Genomic DNA, 16,223 nt, shown 5'->3' with positions numbered 1-16,223 from the left:
GATAAAACGATGGCGAACAGAATGATTCTGAACGAAACGGCATGGTTTGGCCGGGGCGCTGTTGGCGCATTAACCGATGAAGTTATTCGTCGTGGTTATCGCAAAGCGTTGATTGTGACTGATAAAAATCTGGTGCAGTGCGGCGTTGTTGAGAAGGTGACTTCCCGAATGGATGCTGCAGGTCTGGCATGGGAAATCTATTCAGGCGTTATTCCTAATCCAACCATTGCGGTAGTGCAGGAAGGATTGAGTGTCTTTCAGCAAAGCGGCGCAGACTATCTGGTCGCCATTGGTGGAGGCTCCCCGCAGGATACCTGTAAAGCGATTGGCATTATTAACAATAACCCAGAGTTTGCGGATGTACGCAGCCTTGAAGGGTTATCGCCGACACGCTTCCCGAGCGTGCCAGTTATGGCTATCCCAACCACTGCGGGAACGGCGGCGGAAGTGACCATTAACTACGTGATCACTGACGAAGAGAATCGGCGTAAGTTTGTTTGTGTCGATCCACATGACATCCCGCAGGTGGCGTTCATTGATGCTGACATGATGGACGGCATGCCTGCTGCATTAAAAGCGGCTACTGGCGTAGATGCGCTGACTCATGCCATTGAAGGCTACATCACGCGGGCTGCGTGGGCGCTTACCGATGCGCTGCACATTAAAGCCATCGAAATTATTGCCGGGTCATTACGCGGTTCCATTGCGGGCGACAGCCAGGCGGGGGAAGCGATGGCTCTGGGCCAGTACGTTGCCGGGATGGGTTTCTCCAACGTAGGTCTGGGATTAGTGCATGGTATGGCACACCCGTTAGGCGCGTTCTACAACACGCCGCACGGCGTCGCGAATGCCATTTTGCTGCCGCACGTGATGCACTATAACGCCGAATTCACCGGGGAAAAATTCCGCGATATTGCCCGGGTAATGGGGGTTAAGGTTGAAGGACTGACGCTGGCAGATGCACGCAAAGCGGCGGTGGATGCCGTCTTCACCCTTAATCGCGATGTAGGTATCCCACTGCATCTACGCGATGTTGGCGTCCGTAAAGAGGATATTCCTGCGCTGGCGCAAGCCGCATTTGACGATGTTTGTACCGGGGGAAATCCGCGTGAAGCGAGCCTTGGGGATATCGTTGAGCTGTACCATACTGCCTGGTAATCACCTGGCGCTTATCCGGCCTACAGGGTTGTACGATAAGTAGGCCGGATAAGCGCAGCGCCATCCGGAAATAAGACTACCGCGCCAGCCGTAGCTGCTGTAGGTTTCCGTCGATATGTAAGTCCGTTTGCAGCCGCGCGATATCGCGGCACAAAAACGCCATCTCCCGATGTTCTTCGAGTTTCTTGCGCCATTTCTCCGGTACGTCATCCAGATGTTCATACAGCGCCTCCAGCGTTGGAAACTGTGCCAGCAGTTGTGTGGCGCTTTTAGGACCAATACCGGCAACCCCCGGTATTTTAGAACTGCTGATCCCGGCCAGTCCCCAATAATCTGGCAGCTGTTGCGGCAGTACGCCGAACTCTTTCTCGATAAACGGCGCATCCAGCCAGCGTTTCTGGAAATAATCGCGAATCCGCAGCGTTGGGGAGAGTAGCTGACAGTAGCCTTTATCGGTTGAAACGATAGTCGCCTGGTGTCCCGCCTGGCTAACTTTCACCGCCAGAGTGGCGGCTAAATCATCGGCTTCATTCCCGCTGGATACCCAGCAGCAGACGCCGCGCTGTTCAAAAGCGGCGCGTAAGGCGGACATTTCCTGGTGTAAATCGTCAGGCATCGGCGGGCGACCGGCTTTGTAGTCAGGTAACCGTTGGTGACGCCAGCCGCTGTTACGCGCTTCGTCATCAAATACCGCCACGGCGTGCGTGGGTTGACTGTGCACAATCAGCTGATCGAGCGCGTGCTGGCATGTCTCCACGCAGGGGGAGCCCTGTACGGCGTGAATACGGCGGATGAGATTCAGTGCATCAACAATGAGCAGGTGGACGGCCACGGTGTTCTCCCTAACAAATTAGTCTGTAGGGTAACATTCACGACGAGTGGAGACGAGCATTGCGAAAGAGCGCTATCCGAAAGCCTGATAAGCGAAGCGCCAGCAGGCAATAAAAGCCGGATACGGCGAGCGCCTTATCCGGCCTACAGATACGAAAATGTGCTGAGAATTAATCGCAGGTGACAATCTTCATCGCCAGACCACCACGAGAGGTTTCGCGGTATTTGGCATTCATGTCTTTACCGGTTTCGTACATGGTCTCGATAACTTTATCGAGGCACACGCGTGGTTCACTGGTACGGCGCAGCGCCATACGTGCAGCGTTCACCGCTTTAACCGAAGCAATGGCATTACGCTCAATGCACGGTACCTGAACCTGGCCGGCAACCGGGTCGCAGGTCAGACCCAGGTTGTGTTCCATACCGATTTCTGCCGCGATGCATACCTGCATTGGGCTACCGCCCAGCAGTTCAGCCAGACCAGCCGCTGCCATGGAGCAGGCGACGCCAACTTCACCCTGACAGCCGACTTCGGCACCAGAGATAGAGGCGTTCATCTTGTACAGTGAACCAATGGCGCTCGCGACCAGCATGTAGCGTGCCAGCGAGTTAGCGTTCACTTCACGGATAAACTTGTCGTAATACGCCAGTACGGCAGGAACAATCCCGCATGCACCGTTGGTTGGTGCAGTCACCACGCGTCCACCGGCTGCGTTTTCTTCGTTCACGGCCAGCGCGAACATGTTGATCCAGTCAACAACCGCCATCGGGTCGGTGGTGGTTTTGTCGCTGCTGACCAGCATGCGACGCAGCGCAGCAGCACGACGCGGAACGCGCAGTTTGCCCGGCAATACACCTTCGGTGGTGATGCCGCGTTCAATCCCGCTACGCATCACTTCCCAGACGTTAGCAAAGTGCTGTTCCAGCTCTTCTTTGCTGTGCAGCGCCAGTTCGTTTTGCATCATCAGACCGGAAAGCGACAGGCCGGTTTCCTGGCAATGACGTTGCAAATCAGCTGCGGATTTATACGGATATGGCACGTTTACCGGAGAGTTGTTCGGTAAACCAAAATGTTCTTCATCAACGATGAACCCACCGCCAATGGAATAGTAAGTCTGGCTGTAAATGGCCTTTTCGCCCGCCAGTGCGGTAATGCGCATCCCGTTTTCGTGCAGGGACAGATTGTCCGTATGGAAATTCATGCACTTATCGACCGGGAACTCGACCTCATGTTGACCGTCTGCCAGCAGCAAACGCCCATGAGTATTCACATCCTGGATAAAGGACGGAATGGCATCAATGTCTACGGTATCCGGCAAATTACCCGCCAGGCCCATAATAATCGCGATGTCGGTATGGTGACCTTTCCCCGTCAGAGATAAAGAGCCATAGACATCAACCACTACGCGGGTTACGTCAGTGAGAATTCCGCGTGCAATCAGGTCATCCGTGAATTGTTTGCCTGCTTTCATCGGGCCAACAGTGTGGGAGCTGGAAGGGCCAATGCCGATTTTGAAAATATCGAATACGCTAATCATGAGGCGTCCATTGTGTATCGAGATGCGCCGCCCCGAGGAGCGGCGCAGGGGAATTAACTGAACAGAGAGTAGAAAATAGCGGAGATAGCGATCAGGCCCATAATCACAACGAAGACGTTGCTGATATGGCCGCTGTACTTACGCATTGCCGGTACTTTCTGAATGGCATACATCGGCATCAGGAACAGAATCATCGCGATGATTGGGCCACCCAGGGTCTCAATCATGCCGAGGATGCTTGGGTTCAGCGTCGCCACAATCCAGGTGGTTACCAGCATGAACAGCGCAGTGATTTTGTTCAGTTTGTTGATTTCGATGGATTTGCCTTTGCCGCGCAGAGACTTAATCACCATACCATTGAAGCCTTCACGTGCGCCCAGGTAGTGGCCCAGGAAGGATTTGGTGATAGCGATAATCGCGATGATCGGTGCCATCCAGGCAATAATCGGCGCGTTAAAGTGGTTCGCCAGGTAAGACAGAATCGAGATGTTCTGCTCTTTCGCTGCTGCCAGGTCTGCCGGAGTCAGGCTGAATACGCAGCTGAAGACGAAGAACATAACGGTCAGTACCATCATGATGTGAGCGAATGCCAGAATCTTGGAGCATTTTTTCTCTGCTTCATCACCGTACTCTTCACGCTTCGCCACGGCGAAGGAGGAGATGATCGGGGAGTGGTTGAAGGAGAACACCATTACCGGAATTGCCAGCCACAGGGTCAACAGCAGGCCGTTGCCGGTGGTTGCCGCAGAGTCAAAAGACATGGTTTCCAGAATCGCACCGCTCCACTGAGGGATCAGGTACAGCGCCAGCAGCATCAGCGCCGCAACGAACGGGAATACCAGGATGCTCATCGCCTTAACGATCATCTGCTCACCGAAGCGCACGATGGTCATCATGCCGACAATCAGGATCAGTGACAGGATTGCGCGCGGCGGCGGCGTAATCGCCAGCTGGTGGGTCAGGAAGCTTTCAACCGTGTTGGTGATGGCTACGCTGTAAACCAACAGAATCGGGTAGATAGCGAAGAAGTAGAGCAGGGTAATCAGTTTACCTGCACCAACACCAAAGTGTTCTTCTACAACTTCGGTGATGTCTTCACCCGGATTTTTACCGGACAGCACAAAGCGAGTCAGGCCACGGTGTGCAAAGAAGGTCATTGGGAAGGCAAGGATCGCCATGATGATCAGCGGGATCATACCGCCTACGCCTGCGTTAATCGGCAGGAACAATACACCCGCCCCAATCGCCGTGCCGTAAAGGCCCAGCATCCACATGGTGTCTGTTTTGCGCCATGCGCTGCGGGTCTGGCCCGTAACGATAGTGCTGGTTTGAGTGTTTTCCATCTATTTCTCCTGGAGGAAGCTTAAAAAGTCGGGTTTGGGGTCAATCCAATGAGAAAGTACCCGACTGTAAATCGAAATTCGTTGAGCGATTTTTATATAATTTTTCGCCGTAATAATTTTCGGGCGGAAAGATACATTTTAGTAATGAATGTATCAGTGATCGGGATCCCAAATGCAATAATCCACCTTTTATGTGGATAAATTTGGGCCATTAATCTGTTAAAAAATAGTCAAAGCGAATTTACGGGCGCGAAGGCTAACATTAACGACATATCTCATGAAAGCGAAGGCGCGAAGATAGGCGTGTTCAGCTGTAAAAACTGTTGTTTTTAGATGATTTCGGCGACTAATAATAATTTTCTAAGATAAATCACGGTTGGTTTTTCAAGGTAATCGTTTGCGTAGCTCGCTGTTTTTTATGAATCATCACTGGCATTTATATGATTGTCGGAGCTATGTGACTGGTATCACTAAAAAAAGCCGGGAGGCAAGTGCGCCAAACCCGGCTTTGATATGGACAAAACTGTCACCGCTATAGCGCTGCTAGCGGGTGTTGAAGGTTAGGCGCAGATCTCGTAACAAGGGATATACGCAGTGCCCGGTAACTTCATACGATGTTGTGCAACAAAGCCCTGCAGGAGATCGTCCATGCGGCGCATCATTTCGCGGTCACCGTGGATTTTGTACGGGCCAAACTCTTCAATAGCGCGGATCCCGACTTCCTTCACGTTACCTGCCACAATACCGGAGAATGCACGCCGTAAATCGGCGGCCAATACTTCAACGGGTTGATCCGGGTACAGCTTCAGGTTGGCCATGTTTTCATGGGACGGCTCGAACGGCATCTGCAGATCGGGCGCGATACGAATCGACCAGTTAAAGCTGTAAGCATCTCCTGTGTCGCGACGGTTTTCTTTCACCAGCGGCATCGCTTTTTTCATCAGACGCGCCACTTCTGCCGCATCGTCAATGATGATGCGATAGTGGCGACGCGCATCTTCCCCCAGCGTGTGCACGATAAATTCGTCCAGCACGCGGAAGTAATCCGCACTCTCTTTTGGTCCGGTCAGGATCAGCGGTAGAACCTGATCTTTGTTGGCAGGATTCATCAGGATCCCCAGCAGATACAGCAGCTCTTCTGCTGTCCCTACGCCACCCGGGAAGATGATAATACCGTGGGCGATACGCACGAACGCTTCCAGACGTTTTTCAATGTCCGGCATGATGATCAGTTCGTTTACCAGCGGGTTAGGCGGTTCAGCGGCGATGATTGACGGTTCGGTCATGCCAATAAAGCGGCTGTCTTTGTATCGCTGCTGGGCGTGGCCGACCGCAGCGCCTTTCATTGGCGCTTCCATCGCCCCCGGACCGCAGCCGGTACAGATGTTTAGTTCGCGCAGGCCCAGTTGGGTGCCGACGCGACGGGCGTACAGGTATTCATTCTCGTTGATTGAGTGACCGCCCCAGCAGACGACCATGTTCGGCGCTTCACCAACGTGCAGCGCCCGTGCATTACGCAGGATCGAGAATACGAGGTTGGTAATATGCACCGAGCTTTCGAGATCCAGATGCTGAAAACGACCAGCGTTATGGATCTGGCCATTGACGAACAGAATGTCACGCAGCACGGCAAACAGGTTTGCCTGTAGCGCACGAATAATGCGTCCATCAACAAACGCATCTTCAGGTGGGTTGATCAGTTCCAGCTTCACGCCCCGTTCGCGGCGCAGTACGTTAATATCGAAACTTTCAAAGCGTGACAGCAGTTCTTTGCTGTTGTCGGTCAAACTGCCGGAGTTCAGAACGGCAAGCGAACAGTTACGAAACAGTTGATACAGGTCGCTGCTGGCCGTGCGTTTAAGCATATCGACTTCCAGCTGCGACAACATGTCCATTGAGCCAAGCGGGCTAATATGTGTAATCAAGTAAACTCCTTATGGGACGCAACACGTCATTCCCTATTGATTACAATAGCCCTGGCTTATGACCTTTCACAACCTTGCGCGCGGAATCCGACACGCAAAATTGAGAAAAAAGATTACTGACGTACCAGACGACCGGTTGCCGGAGTGAAATCGGTGTTGGTGCGCCATGGGTTAATGTCCAGGCCGCCACGTCGCGTGTAGCGTGCGTAGACGCTCAGTTTCTCTGGCTGGCAGAAGCGCAGAATGTCATTGAAAATACGTTCCACGCACTGCTCATGAAATTCATTATGGTGGCGGAAGGAGACCAGATAACGTAGCAGCTTCTCTCTGTCGATTTTCCGTCCACGATACTGAATTTGTATGGAGCCCCAGTCGGGTTGATGGGTAATCAGACAGTTGGATTTCAGCAGGTGGCTGACCAGCGTCTCTTCCACTGCTTTTTCACCGCTCACGGCATTTTCCAGATACGCAGTGCTGAACTGGTAGTTGTCGATGACGATATCCTGATTGTCGATACAGGTCCCATTAAAGTGGGCTATCGGCTGCCCTTCCAGTTCGTCAAGGCGGTACAGCGCCACGCTGACATCACCTTGAGCGCAGGCGCGAAGATCGTTTTCCAATGTCTGGCGTACCGCGTCCCAGGAATCAAAACGCGTCTGGTTAAAACTGTTCAGGTAAAGCTTAAAGCTTTTCGACTCAATCAGATTTACGCTGGTGTAATCCAGTTCCACGTGACCGACCGCGACTTGCGGTAAGCCGTTGGCATTCAGCCACGACAGTTCATATAGCGTCCAGATATCCGCACCGTGAAAAGGCAAGTTATCGGCCTTTAAATCCAGCGGGTCGCGATTCAGGCTGCGCGGAACGCCCTGCAACAGACTTGCATCGTAATTGTCTCGGTAATCCGTTGATTTACCAAGAGTCAGGCCGTTAAGCGCTTGATGATTTTCATAAGAGGACATGTTTCACCGTCATAAACCAGATACACTATGCGACAAGTGTATCCTGGCTTTTGTGAAGAGAGAAATCAGTGGACGAATTGACAGCGCAGGCGTTGATAGCCTTTACGACGTGTTATTGCGACGCATGGCATGAAAAAAACAACAGTTGGCCGCTCAGCGAAGAGCTGTATGGCGTACCTTCTCCGTGTATCATTTCTTCCACAGACGATGCCGTATTTTGGCGGCCTCAACCTTTTGTCGGCGAAAATAACCTCAATGCGGTTGAACGGGCCTTTGATATTGTGGTACAACCTGCCGTTCACGCTTTTTACACCACCCAGTTTGCTGGTGATATGCACGCGCAGTTTGCGGATGAAAAGCTCACGCTGCTGCAAACCTGGAGTGAAGATGACTTCAGGCGCGTTCAGGAAAACCTGATTGGTCATCTGGTTACGCAAAAGCGCCTCAAGCTATCACCTACGCTTTTTATTGCCACACAAGATAATGAGCTTGACGTCATTTCGGTGTGCAATCTGTCCGGTGAAGTGTGCAAAGAAACGCTGGGAACCCGTAAACGAACGGTGCTGGCGGCTTCACTTGCGGAATTCCTCACTCAACTTAAGCCAGTTCTGTAATCCAGTTTGCCCTGAATCTTGTGAGAGATCTCTTACAAACCCTGTAGGACATTGCCAGGTGATAAGTAAAGACTTAATGAATTGATAAAATAATAATTTATTATTATTCAATTGTTTAGTGTCTTATTGTCAACTTTCATACGAAAATAATCGTAAGGGTAAGCCTGTAAGCATCTTGTAAGACAAAGCGAAACAGGCGATTCTATATCTGTCGACAAGGAGTCGCACAACGAAGAGAACATCAGGATGATGGCTCTTCGACAGGACACACCAGGACGGTGTTGCAAGGACAGGCTTCAGGACGAAGCAAAGAGGAAGACGCTGGATGCGTTAAAGGACACCTCCAGGATGGAGAATGAGAGCCGGTCAGGATGTTCGGCGGGTCTGGATGGCCAGGATACTTCAGGATGAAGTTTTCACATCGGGGTGATGTGAGCAGGATGCAAAAGTTCAGGATGAACACGGTCGTAAGACCACAGGAAAAGTTGTCACGGATGAGCAGGGAGCACTAAAAGTAGCTGGAATGCTGCGAAACGAACCGGGAGCACTGTTTTTACAGTGCTCCCTTTTTTTATTTCCCTTCACTAGTGCTATTCTTCGCGCCAGATTTTTTCATCATTGAGGTTAATTTCATGACGACTCATGACCGTGTGCGCCAGCAGTTACACGCACTTGAAGCGCTACTGCGTGAACATCATCACTGGCGGATGGATGAGCCAGCAGAGCATCTGTTTACCAGTACGCAGCCTTTTTGTATGGATACCATGGAGCCGGTCGAGTGGCTGCAGTGGGTGTTGATTCCCCGCATGCATACGTTGATTGATAACGCGCAGCCGCTTCCGCAGGCTTTTGCCGTCGCACCGTATTACGAAATGGCGCTGGCAGCCGATCACCCGCAGCGCGACATTCTCCTGGCTGCATTGCAGGAGCTGGATGCGCTGTTTACAAGTGATAACGCCTGATGCTGGAAATTCTTTATCAGGACGAATGGCTGGTCGCCGTCAATAAACCTTCGGGCTGGTTGGTTCACCGCAGTTGGCTCGACCGGGATGAGAAAGTGGTGGTGATGCAAACGGTGCGCGACCAAATTGGTCAGCACGTATTTACCGCCCATCGACTCGACAGACCAACCTCCGGCGTGCTGCTGATGGGACTGTCCAGCGAAGCCGGGCGTTTACTGTCCCAGCAGTTTGAACATCATCAAATTCAGAAACGCTATCATGCGATTGTGCGTGGCTGGCTGATGGATGATGCCGTGCTGGATTACCCGCTGGTCGAAGAGCTGGATAAGATTGCCGATAAGTTTGCCCGCGATGATAAAGGCCCGCAGCCTGCTGTCACCCATTATCGTGGCCTGGCAACGGTAGAAATGCCGGTAGCGACCGGGCGTTATCCGACTACCCGTTACGGGCTGGTGGAGCTGGACCCTAAAACCGGTCGCAAGCACCAGCTCAGACGCCATCTGGCGCACTTGCGCCATCCGATTATCGGCGACAGCAAGCATGGTGATTTGCGGCAAAACCGCAGCGCCGCAGAGCATTTCGGTTGCCAGAGATTGATGCTGCATGCCAGCCAGCTTGCGCTGACCCATCCTTTCACCGGCGAACCGCTGGTTATTCGCGCCGGACTGGATGACGTCTGGATGCAGGCGTTATCACAGTTTGGCTGGCGTGGACTTCTCCCTGAGAATGAAAGGGTTGAGTTCAGCGGGCTGTCAGGTCAGGATGAGCAGATAGATTCTTAAGTCCCAGGAGATTACGGTTATGGCGGAAATTGGAATTTTTGTCGGCACGATGTACGGAAACGCGCTGCTGGTTGCCGAAGAGGCCGAAGCTATTTTGACGGCGCAGGGTCATAAAGCTACGGTGTTCGAAGATCCGGAGCTTAGCGACTGGCAGGCATATCAGGATAAATATGTACTGGTGGTGACTTCCACGACCGGGCAGGGCGATCTGCCGGATAGCATCGTGCCGCTGTTTCAAGGGATCAAAGATAATCTCGGTTTCCAGCCAAATCTGCATTACGGGGTAATTGGGCTGGGCGACAGTAGCTACGTTAATTTCTGCAATGGCGGCAAACAGTTCGATGCCTTGTTGCAGGAACAAAGCGCCCACCGTGTAGGAGAAATGCTGCTGATTGATGCCAGCGAGCATCCTGAACCGGAAAGCGAATCCAATCCCTGGGTAGAAAACTGGGGAACCTTGCTTAAATAACTCCCTCGCCCGTACGGGCTGCAACCCCCATTTGAACCGCAAGCCGGGCCAGGCGAAGCCGCCACCCGGCAATAAAACCCCAATTACGTGAACTAACTTCCACTACTTTGGGCTTATGCCCCAAACAACTTCTCACTGCCTCCCTAATGTTGTGTTCATGCACGGTGAGGGCAAGTGGCACTCCTTCATATACTTTTCCCGTCAGTTCCCGGAATGGCAGCGAGTCAGAATAAAACGGCCCTGAGCTGTACCAACACTGCCACACACTAACCTCTCATTCTGATCACCCTACAGGTGCTGTACAGAATGAACTGGCGAAAGCCAGGATTCAGGAGTGCAACAATGAGTTCATTAAGTCAGGCGGCGAGCAGCGCGGAAAAACGCACTAACGCTCGCTACTGGATAGTGGTGATGCTGTTTATCGTCACATCCTTCAACTACGGCGATCGCGCCACCTTATCCATTGCCGGTTCGGAGATGGCCAAAGACATTGGTCTGGATGCGGTAGGGATGGGGTATGTATTCTCCGCTTTCTCATGGGCCTATGTTATCGGCCAGATTCCTGGCGGCTGGTTGCTCGACCGCTTTGGTTCAAAACGCGTTTATTTCTGGTCCATCTTTATTTGGTCCATGTTTACCCTGTTGCAGGGTTTTGTCGATATCTTCAGTGGTTTCGGCATTATCGTTGCGCTGTTTACTCTGCGTTTCCTCGTCGGTTTAGCTGAAGCGCCCTCCTTCCCCGGCAACAGTCGTATTGTGGCGGCGTGGTTCCCGGCACAGGAAAGGGGCACGGCGGTCGCTATCTTTAACTCTGCGCAATACTTTGCCACCGTTATCTTCGCGCCAATCATGGGTTGGCTGACCCATGAAGTGGGCTGGTCGCATGTGTTCTTTTTTATGGGCGGCCTCGGGATCATTATCAGCTTCGTCTGGCTGAAGGTGATTCATGAACCTAACCAGCACCCGGGCGTAAACCAAAAAGAGCTGGAGTACATTGCCGAAGGTGGGGCGCTGATCAACATGGATCAGGCGGCAGCCAAAACTAAAGTGCCGTTTAGCGTGAAGTGGGGGCAAATCAAACAGCTGCTGGGTTCACGGATGATGATCGGGATTTACATCGGCCAATACTGCATTAACGCGCTGACCTACTTCTTTATCACCTGGTTTCCGGTTTATCTGGTGCAGGCTCGCGGTATGTCGATTTTGAAAGCTGGCTTTGTTGCTTCGGTTCCGGCCATTTGCGGATTCGCCGGCGGCGTGCTCGGCGGCATTATTTCCGACTGGCTGATGCGTCGTACCGGTTCGCTGAATATCGCCCGTAAAACGCCAATCGTACTCGGTATGCTGCTGTCGATGGTGATGGTGTTCTGTAACTACGTCAATGTGGAGTGGATGATCATCGGCTTTATGGCGCTGGCCTTCTTCGGCAAAGGTATCGGTGCGCTGGGCTGGGCGGTGATGGCTGATACCGCACCTAAAGAAATCAGCGGTCTGAGCGGCGGTTTGTTCAACATGTTTGGCAACATCTCTGGCATCGTCACGCCAATTGCTATCGGCTACATCGTCGGGACTACCGGCTCGTTTAACGGCGCGTTGATTTACGTCGGGGTACATGCGCTGATTGCGGTGGTGAGCTATCTGGTGCTGGTGGGCGATATTAAACGTATCGAACTGAAACCTGTCGCAGGACAATGATGATGACAACACAATCAAGTCCCGTTATTACCGATATGAAGGTCATCCCGGTGGCCGGTCATGACAGCATGCTGCTCAATATTGGCGGCGCGCATAACGCATACTTTACTCGTAATATCGTGGTGCTCACCGATAATGCCGGAAACACCGGTGTCGGTGAAGCGCCAGGTGGCGAAGTGATTTATCAGACGCTGGTGGATGCGATTCCGCAGGTGTTGGGCCAGGAAGTCGCGCGCCTGAATAAGGTGGTGCAGCAGGTGCATAAAGGCAACCAGGCCGCTGATTTTGACACCTTTGGCAAAGGCGCCTGGACCTTTGAACTACGGGTCAATGCGGTAGCGGCGCTGGAAGCCGCATTGCTCGACCTGCTGGGTAAGGCGCTGAACGTGCCGGTTTGTGAACTGTTAGGGCCGGGCAAGCAGCGCGATGCGGTCACCGTACTCGGCTATCTGTTCTACGTGGGCGATCGCACAAAGACCGATTTACCGTATCTGGAAAGCACGCCGGGAAACCATGAGTGGTATCACCTGCGTCATCAGCAAGCGATGAATAGTGAGGCTGTGGTACGTCTGGCTCAGGCTTCGCAGGATCGCTACGGCTTTAAAGATTTCAAACTCAAGGGTGGTGTACTGCCTGGCGAGCAGGAAATCGACACCGCTCGTGCGCTGAAAAAATGCTTCCCGGATGCACGTATTACGGTTGATCCCAACGGTGCCTGGCTGCTGGATGAAGCCATCTCCCTGTGTAAAGGGCTGAACGATGTTCTGACCTACGCCGAAGATCCATGCGGCGCCGAACAGGGTTTTTCTGGCCGCGAAGTGATGGCCGAGTTCCGCCGTGCAACCGGTCTGCCGGTAGCAACGAACATGATAGCCACCAACTGGCGTGAAATGGGCCATGCTGTGATGCTGAATTCAGTAGATATTCCGCTGGCCGATCCGCACTTCTGGACCCTTTCTGGCGCGGTACGCGTGGCACAGTTATGCGACGACTGGGGCCTGACCTGGGGCTGCCATTCTAACAATCATTTTGATATTTCGCTGGCGATGTTTACCCACGTCGGTGCGGCTGCACCGGGTAATCCAACGGCTATTGATACCCACTGGATCTGGCAGGAGGGCGATTGCCGCCTGACCAAAAATCCGCTGGAGATTAAAAACGGAAAAATTGCGGTACCCGATGCGCCCGGTCTGGGCGTGGAACTGGACTGGGATCAGGTACAGAAAGCGCATGAAGCCTATAAGGCGCTGCCCGGCGGCGCGCGTAATGACGCAGGCCCAATGCAGTATCTGATCCCCGGATGGACTTTTGACCGTAAACGTCCCGTTTTCGGCCGCCACTAATTTTGAATAAGGACTTAATTATGAGCGCACAATTTTCTACCCCATTGGTTACCTCTATGCAGGTTATTCCGGTTGCGGGTCATGACAGCATGCTGATGAACCTGAGCGGCGCACATGCTCCGTTCTTCACGCGCAATATTGTGATTATTAAAGATAACTCCGGTCATACCGGCGTGGGTGAAATTCCCGGCGGCGAAAAAATCCGCAAAACGCTGGAAGATGCGATCCCGTTGGTGGTAGGTAAAACGTTAGGTGAATACAAAAACGTGCTGAATGCGGTACGCAATACTTTTGCCGATCGTGATGCGGGCGGTCGCGGTTTGCAGACCTTCGATTTACGTACCACTATTCATGTGGTTACTGGGATCGAAGCGGCCATGTTGGATCTGTTAGGTCAGCATTTGGGCGTAAACGTCGCCTCTTTGCTGGGGGATGGCCAGCAGCGTAGCGAAGTTGAAATGTTGGGTTACCTGTTCTTTGTGGGTAACCGTAAGGCAACGCCGCTGCCGTACCAGAGTCAGCCGGATGAGAAATGCGACTGGTATCGTCTGCGTCATGAAGAAGCGATGACCCCGGATGCGGTAGTGCGCCTGGCGGAAGCCGCATATGAGAAGTATGGTTTTAATGATTTTAAACTGAAAGGCGGCGTGCTGGCCGGGGAAGAGGAAGCAGAATCTATCGTTGCGCTGGCGAAGCGCTTCCCGCAGGCCCGCGTCACGCTGGATCCGAACGGCGCGTGGTCGCTAAATGAAGCGATTAAGATCGGCAAATATCTGAAGGGTTCTCTGGCCTATGCGGAAGATCCGTGCGGTGCCGAGCAGGGCTTCTCAGGTCGTGAAGTGATGGCGGAATTCCGTCGCGCCACCGGTCTGCCGACCGCCACCAACATGATCGCCACCGACTGGCGTCAGATGGGGCATACGCTGTCGTTGCAGTCTGTTGATATCCCACTGGCGGACCCGCACTTCTGGACCATGCAGGGTTCTGTCCGTGTGGCGCAGATGTGCCATGAGTTCGGGCTGACCTGGGGATCGCACTCTAACAACCACTTTGATATTTCGCTGGCGATGTTTACGCATGTTGCGGCGGCGGCTCCGGGTAAAATAACCGCTATCGATACCCACTGGATCTGGCAGGAAGGCAATCAGCGCTTGACCAAAGAGCCGTTTGAAATCAAAGGTGGCATGGTGCAGGTTCCGGCAAAACCGGGTCTGGGCGTGGAGCTGGATATGGATCAGGTCATGAAAGCGCATGAACTGTACCAGCAACATGGACTGGGTGCGCGTGATGATGCGATGGGTATGCAGTATCTTATCCCGAACTGGACGTTTGATAATAAGCGTCCGTGCATGGTTCGCTAAGTGATCCAGGACCGCTCCTATAGAGTGAGCGGTTTTGCTCCTGGTGTATGCTTAACATAGTCAACATGCGTAAGGATGCTTTATGAAAATAGTAATCGCACCAGATTCCTATAAGGAAAGTTTGAGTGCGCTTGAGGTGGCAACGGCTATAGAGCAGGGGTTTCGTGAGATCTGGCCCGATGCGGATTACGTGAAGATTCCGGTTGCAGATGGCGGTGAAGGAACGGTCGAAGCGATGGTTGCCGCAACGCAAGGTCACCTTGTGCATGTTGATGTTACCGGCCCTTTGGGCAACACAATTCAGGCATTTTATGGTTTATCTGGTGATGAGCGCTCGGCGTTTATCGAAATGGCGGCCGCCAGCGGACTGGAACAGGTTCCTGTGGGGTTACGCGATCCGCTGAAAACGACATCCTGGGGAACCGGGGAGTTAATCCGTCATGCGCTGGACGCTGGCGTTGAACATATCATCATTGGGATTGGCGGTAGCGCCACCAATGATGGCGGTGCCGGGATGGTGCAAGCGCTGGGAGCAAAACTGCTGGATGCGCAAAATAACGAAATTGCGCAAGGCGGAATCGGTCTGGAATCTCTGTCCCGGATTGATATTTCTCAGTTAGACAGCCGTCTTGCCGGGTGCCGTATTGAAGTTGCTTGCGATGTGACCAACCCGTTGACTGGAAAAAAGGGCGCATCTGCGGTTTTTGGTCCGCAAAAAGGGGCGACGCCGGAGATGATTACCCGCCTGGATCGGGCGCTCACGCACTTTGCGCAACTCATTGCCCGCGATCTGGACGTCAACGTGCTGGATCTGGCCGGTGGTGGTGCGGCTGGTGGTATGGGGGCGGCGCTGTATGCGTTTTGCGGCGCACAGTTACGCTGCGGTATTGAGATAGTGACCGATGCGTTACACCTTGATGCCTGCGTTGCGGATGCGGATTTAGTGGTCACGGGTGAAGGGCGCATTGATAGTCAGACTATTCACGGTAAGGTTCCGGTTGGCGTGGCGAAGGTCGCAAAACGTTACAACAAGCCGGTTATCGGTATCGCAGGTAGCCTGACGGCCGATGTCGGTGTGGTCCATGAGCATGGGCTGGATGCGGTTTTCAGCGTCATCTACTCCATTTGTACCCTGGATGAGGCGCTGAAGAACGCGAACGACAACGTACGAATGACGGCGCGAAACGTAGCCGCAACGCTTAAAGCAGGGCAGCAATTACGCTGAGTTGTAGGGCGGTCA

At 53.0% G+C, this 16,223-nt stretch carries 14 protein-coding genes; 9 read left to right on the top strand and 5 right to left on the bottom strand.

The window, feature by feature from the left end; all coding sequences use genetic code 11:
• Positions 1-9: 9 nt before the first annotated feature.
• The gene (gene fucO / locus OGX92_RS04090) at positions 10-1,158 is read left to right on the top strand and encodes a lactaldehyde reductase (RefSeq protein WP_286586267.1); all 1,149 of its coding nucleotides are present in this window, start codon (positions 10-12) and stop codon (positions 1,156-1,158) included.
• Positions 1,159-1,234: 76 nt separating this feature from the next.
• Here fucO and xni read toward each other — a convergent pair whose 3' ends face one another.
• From xni to queF, 5 genes are all read right to left on the bottom strand, one after another.
• The gene (gene xni, locus OGX92_RS04085; RefSeq protein WP_063940943.1) at positions 1,235-1,990 is read right to left on the bottom strand and encodes a flap endonuclease Xni; all 756 of its coding nucleotides are present in this window, start codon (positions 1,988-1,990) and stop codon (positions 1,235-1,237) included.
• A 169-nt stretch (positions 1,991-2,159) separates the two neighbouring features.
• On the bottom strand, positions 2,160-3,527 hold the full coding sequence (locus tag OGX92_RS04080; RefSeq protein WP_003825661.1) for an L-serine ammonia-lyase: 1,368 nt from the start codon (positions 3,525-3,527) through the stop codon (positions 2,160-2,162).
• A 53-nt stretch (positions 3,528-3,580) separates the two neighbouring features.
• Positions 3,581-4,870: an HAAAP family serine/threonine permease gene (locus OGX92_RS04075; protein WP_003034073.1), complete on the bottom strand. Its 1,290-nt coding sequence runs from the start codon at positions 4,868-4,870 to the stop codon at positions 3,581-3,583.
• Between the two features lie 560 nt (positions 4,871-5,430).
• Entirely contained in the window at positions 5,431-6,795 is a 1,365-nt protein-coding gene (gene ppnN / locus OGX92_RS04070; RefSeq protein WP_003034076.1) for a nucleotide 5'-monophosphate nucleosidase PpnN, read from the bottom strand.
• 113 nt (positions 6,796-6,908) lie between these two features.
• A complete protein-coding gene (queF, locus tag OGX92_RS04065) occupies positions 6,909-7,757 on the bottom strand; it encodes an NADPH-dependent 7-cyano-7-deazaguanine reductase QueF (RefSeq protein ID WP_003825665.1) in 849 nt (282 codons plus the stop codon).
• 68 nt (positions 7,758-7,825) lie between these two features.
• Here queF and syd point away from each other — a divergent pair, with 68 nt between their 5' ends.
• The 8 genes from syd to OGX92_RS04025 all read left to right on the top strand — a co-directional run bounded on the left by syd (position 7,826) and on the right by OGX92_RS04025 (position 16,208).
• On the top strand, positions 7,826-8,371 hold the full coding sequence (gene syd / locus OGX92_RS04060) for a SecY-interacting protein (protein WP_286586266.1): 546 nt from the start codon (positions 7,826-7,828) through the stop codon (positions 8,369-8,371).
• Positions 8,372-9,003: 632 nt separating this feature from the next.
• A complete protein-coding gene (locus OGX92_RS04055) occupies positions 9,004-9,333 on the top strand; it encodes a YqcC family protein (protein WP_003825670.1) in 330 nt (109 codons plus the stop codon).
• Entirely contained in the window at positions 9,333-10,115 is a 783-nt protein-coding gene (truC, locus tag OGX92_RS04050) for a tRNA pseudouridine(65) synthase TruC (protein WP_003825671.1), read from the top strand. Before OGX92_RS04055 ends, truC begins: the two co-directional genes overlap by 1 nt.
• A 19-nt stretch (positions 10,116-10,134) precedes the next feature.
• Positions 10,135-10,584 carry a flavodoxin gene (locus OGX92_RS04045; RefSeq protein WP_003825676.1) on the top strand — a complete coding sequence of 150 codons (450 nt, stop codon included), beginning with the start codon at positions 10,135-10,137 and terminating at the stop codon, positions 10,582-10,584.
• Between the two features lie 342 nt (positions 10,585-10,926).
• Positions 10,927-12,279 (top strand): galactarate/glucarate/glycerate transporter GudP, encoded by a 1,353-nt coding sequence (gudP, locus tag OGX92_RS04040; protein WP_003825678.1) that lies wholly within the window; start codon positions 10,927-10,929, stop codon positions 12,277-12,279.
• Between the two features lie 2 nt (positions 12,280-12,281).
• On the top strand, positions 12,282-13,622 hold the full coding sequence (locus OGX92_RS04035) for an enolase C-terminal domain-like protein (RefSeq protein WP_048215648.1): 1,341 nt from the start codon (positions 12,282-12,284) through the stop codon (positions 13,620-13,622).
• 20 nt (positions 13,623-13,642) lie between these two features.
• On the top strand, positions 13,643-14,983 hold the full coding sequence (gudD, locus tag OGX92_RS04030; RefSeq protein WP_003034111.1) for a glucarate dehydratase: 1,341 nt from the start codon (positions 13,643-13,645) through the stop codon (positions 14,981-14,983).
• Between the two features lie 82 nt (positions 14,984-15,065).
• Positions 15,066-16,208: a glycerate kinase gene (locus tag OGX92_RS04025; protein ID WP_286586265.1), complete on the top strand. Its 1,143-nt coding sequence runs from the start codon at positions 15,066-15,068 to the stop codon at positions 16,206-16,208.
• The last annotated feature ends 15 nt before the right edge of the window (positions 16,209-16,223 follow it).

The sequence above is a fragment of the Citrobacter sp. Cpo089 genome (assembly GCF_030332695.1).
Lineage (GTDB): Bacteria > Pseudomonadota > Gammaproteobacteria > Enterobacterales > Enterobacteriaceae > Citrobacter > Citrobacter portucalensis.
The sequence above is the reverse complement of the archived record's forward strand: the minus strand, read 5'-3'. Positions and strand labels throughout refer to the sequence as shown.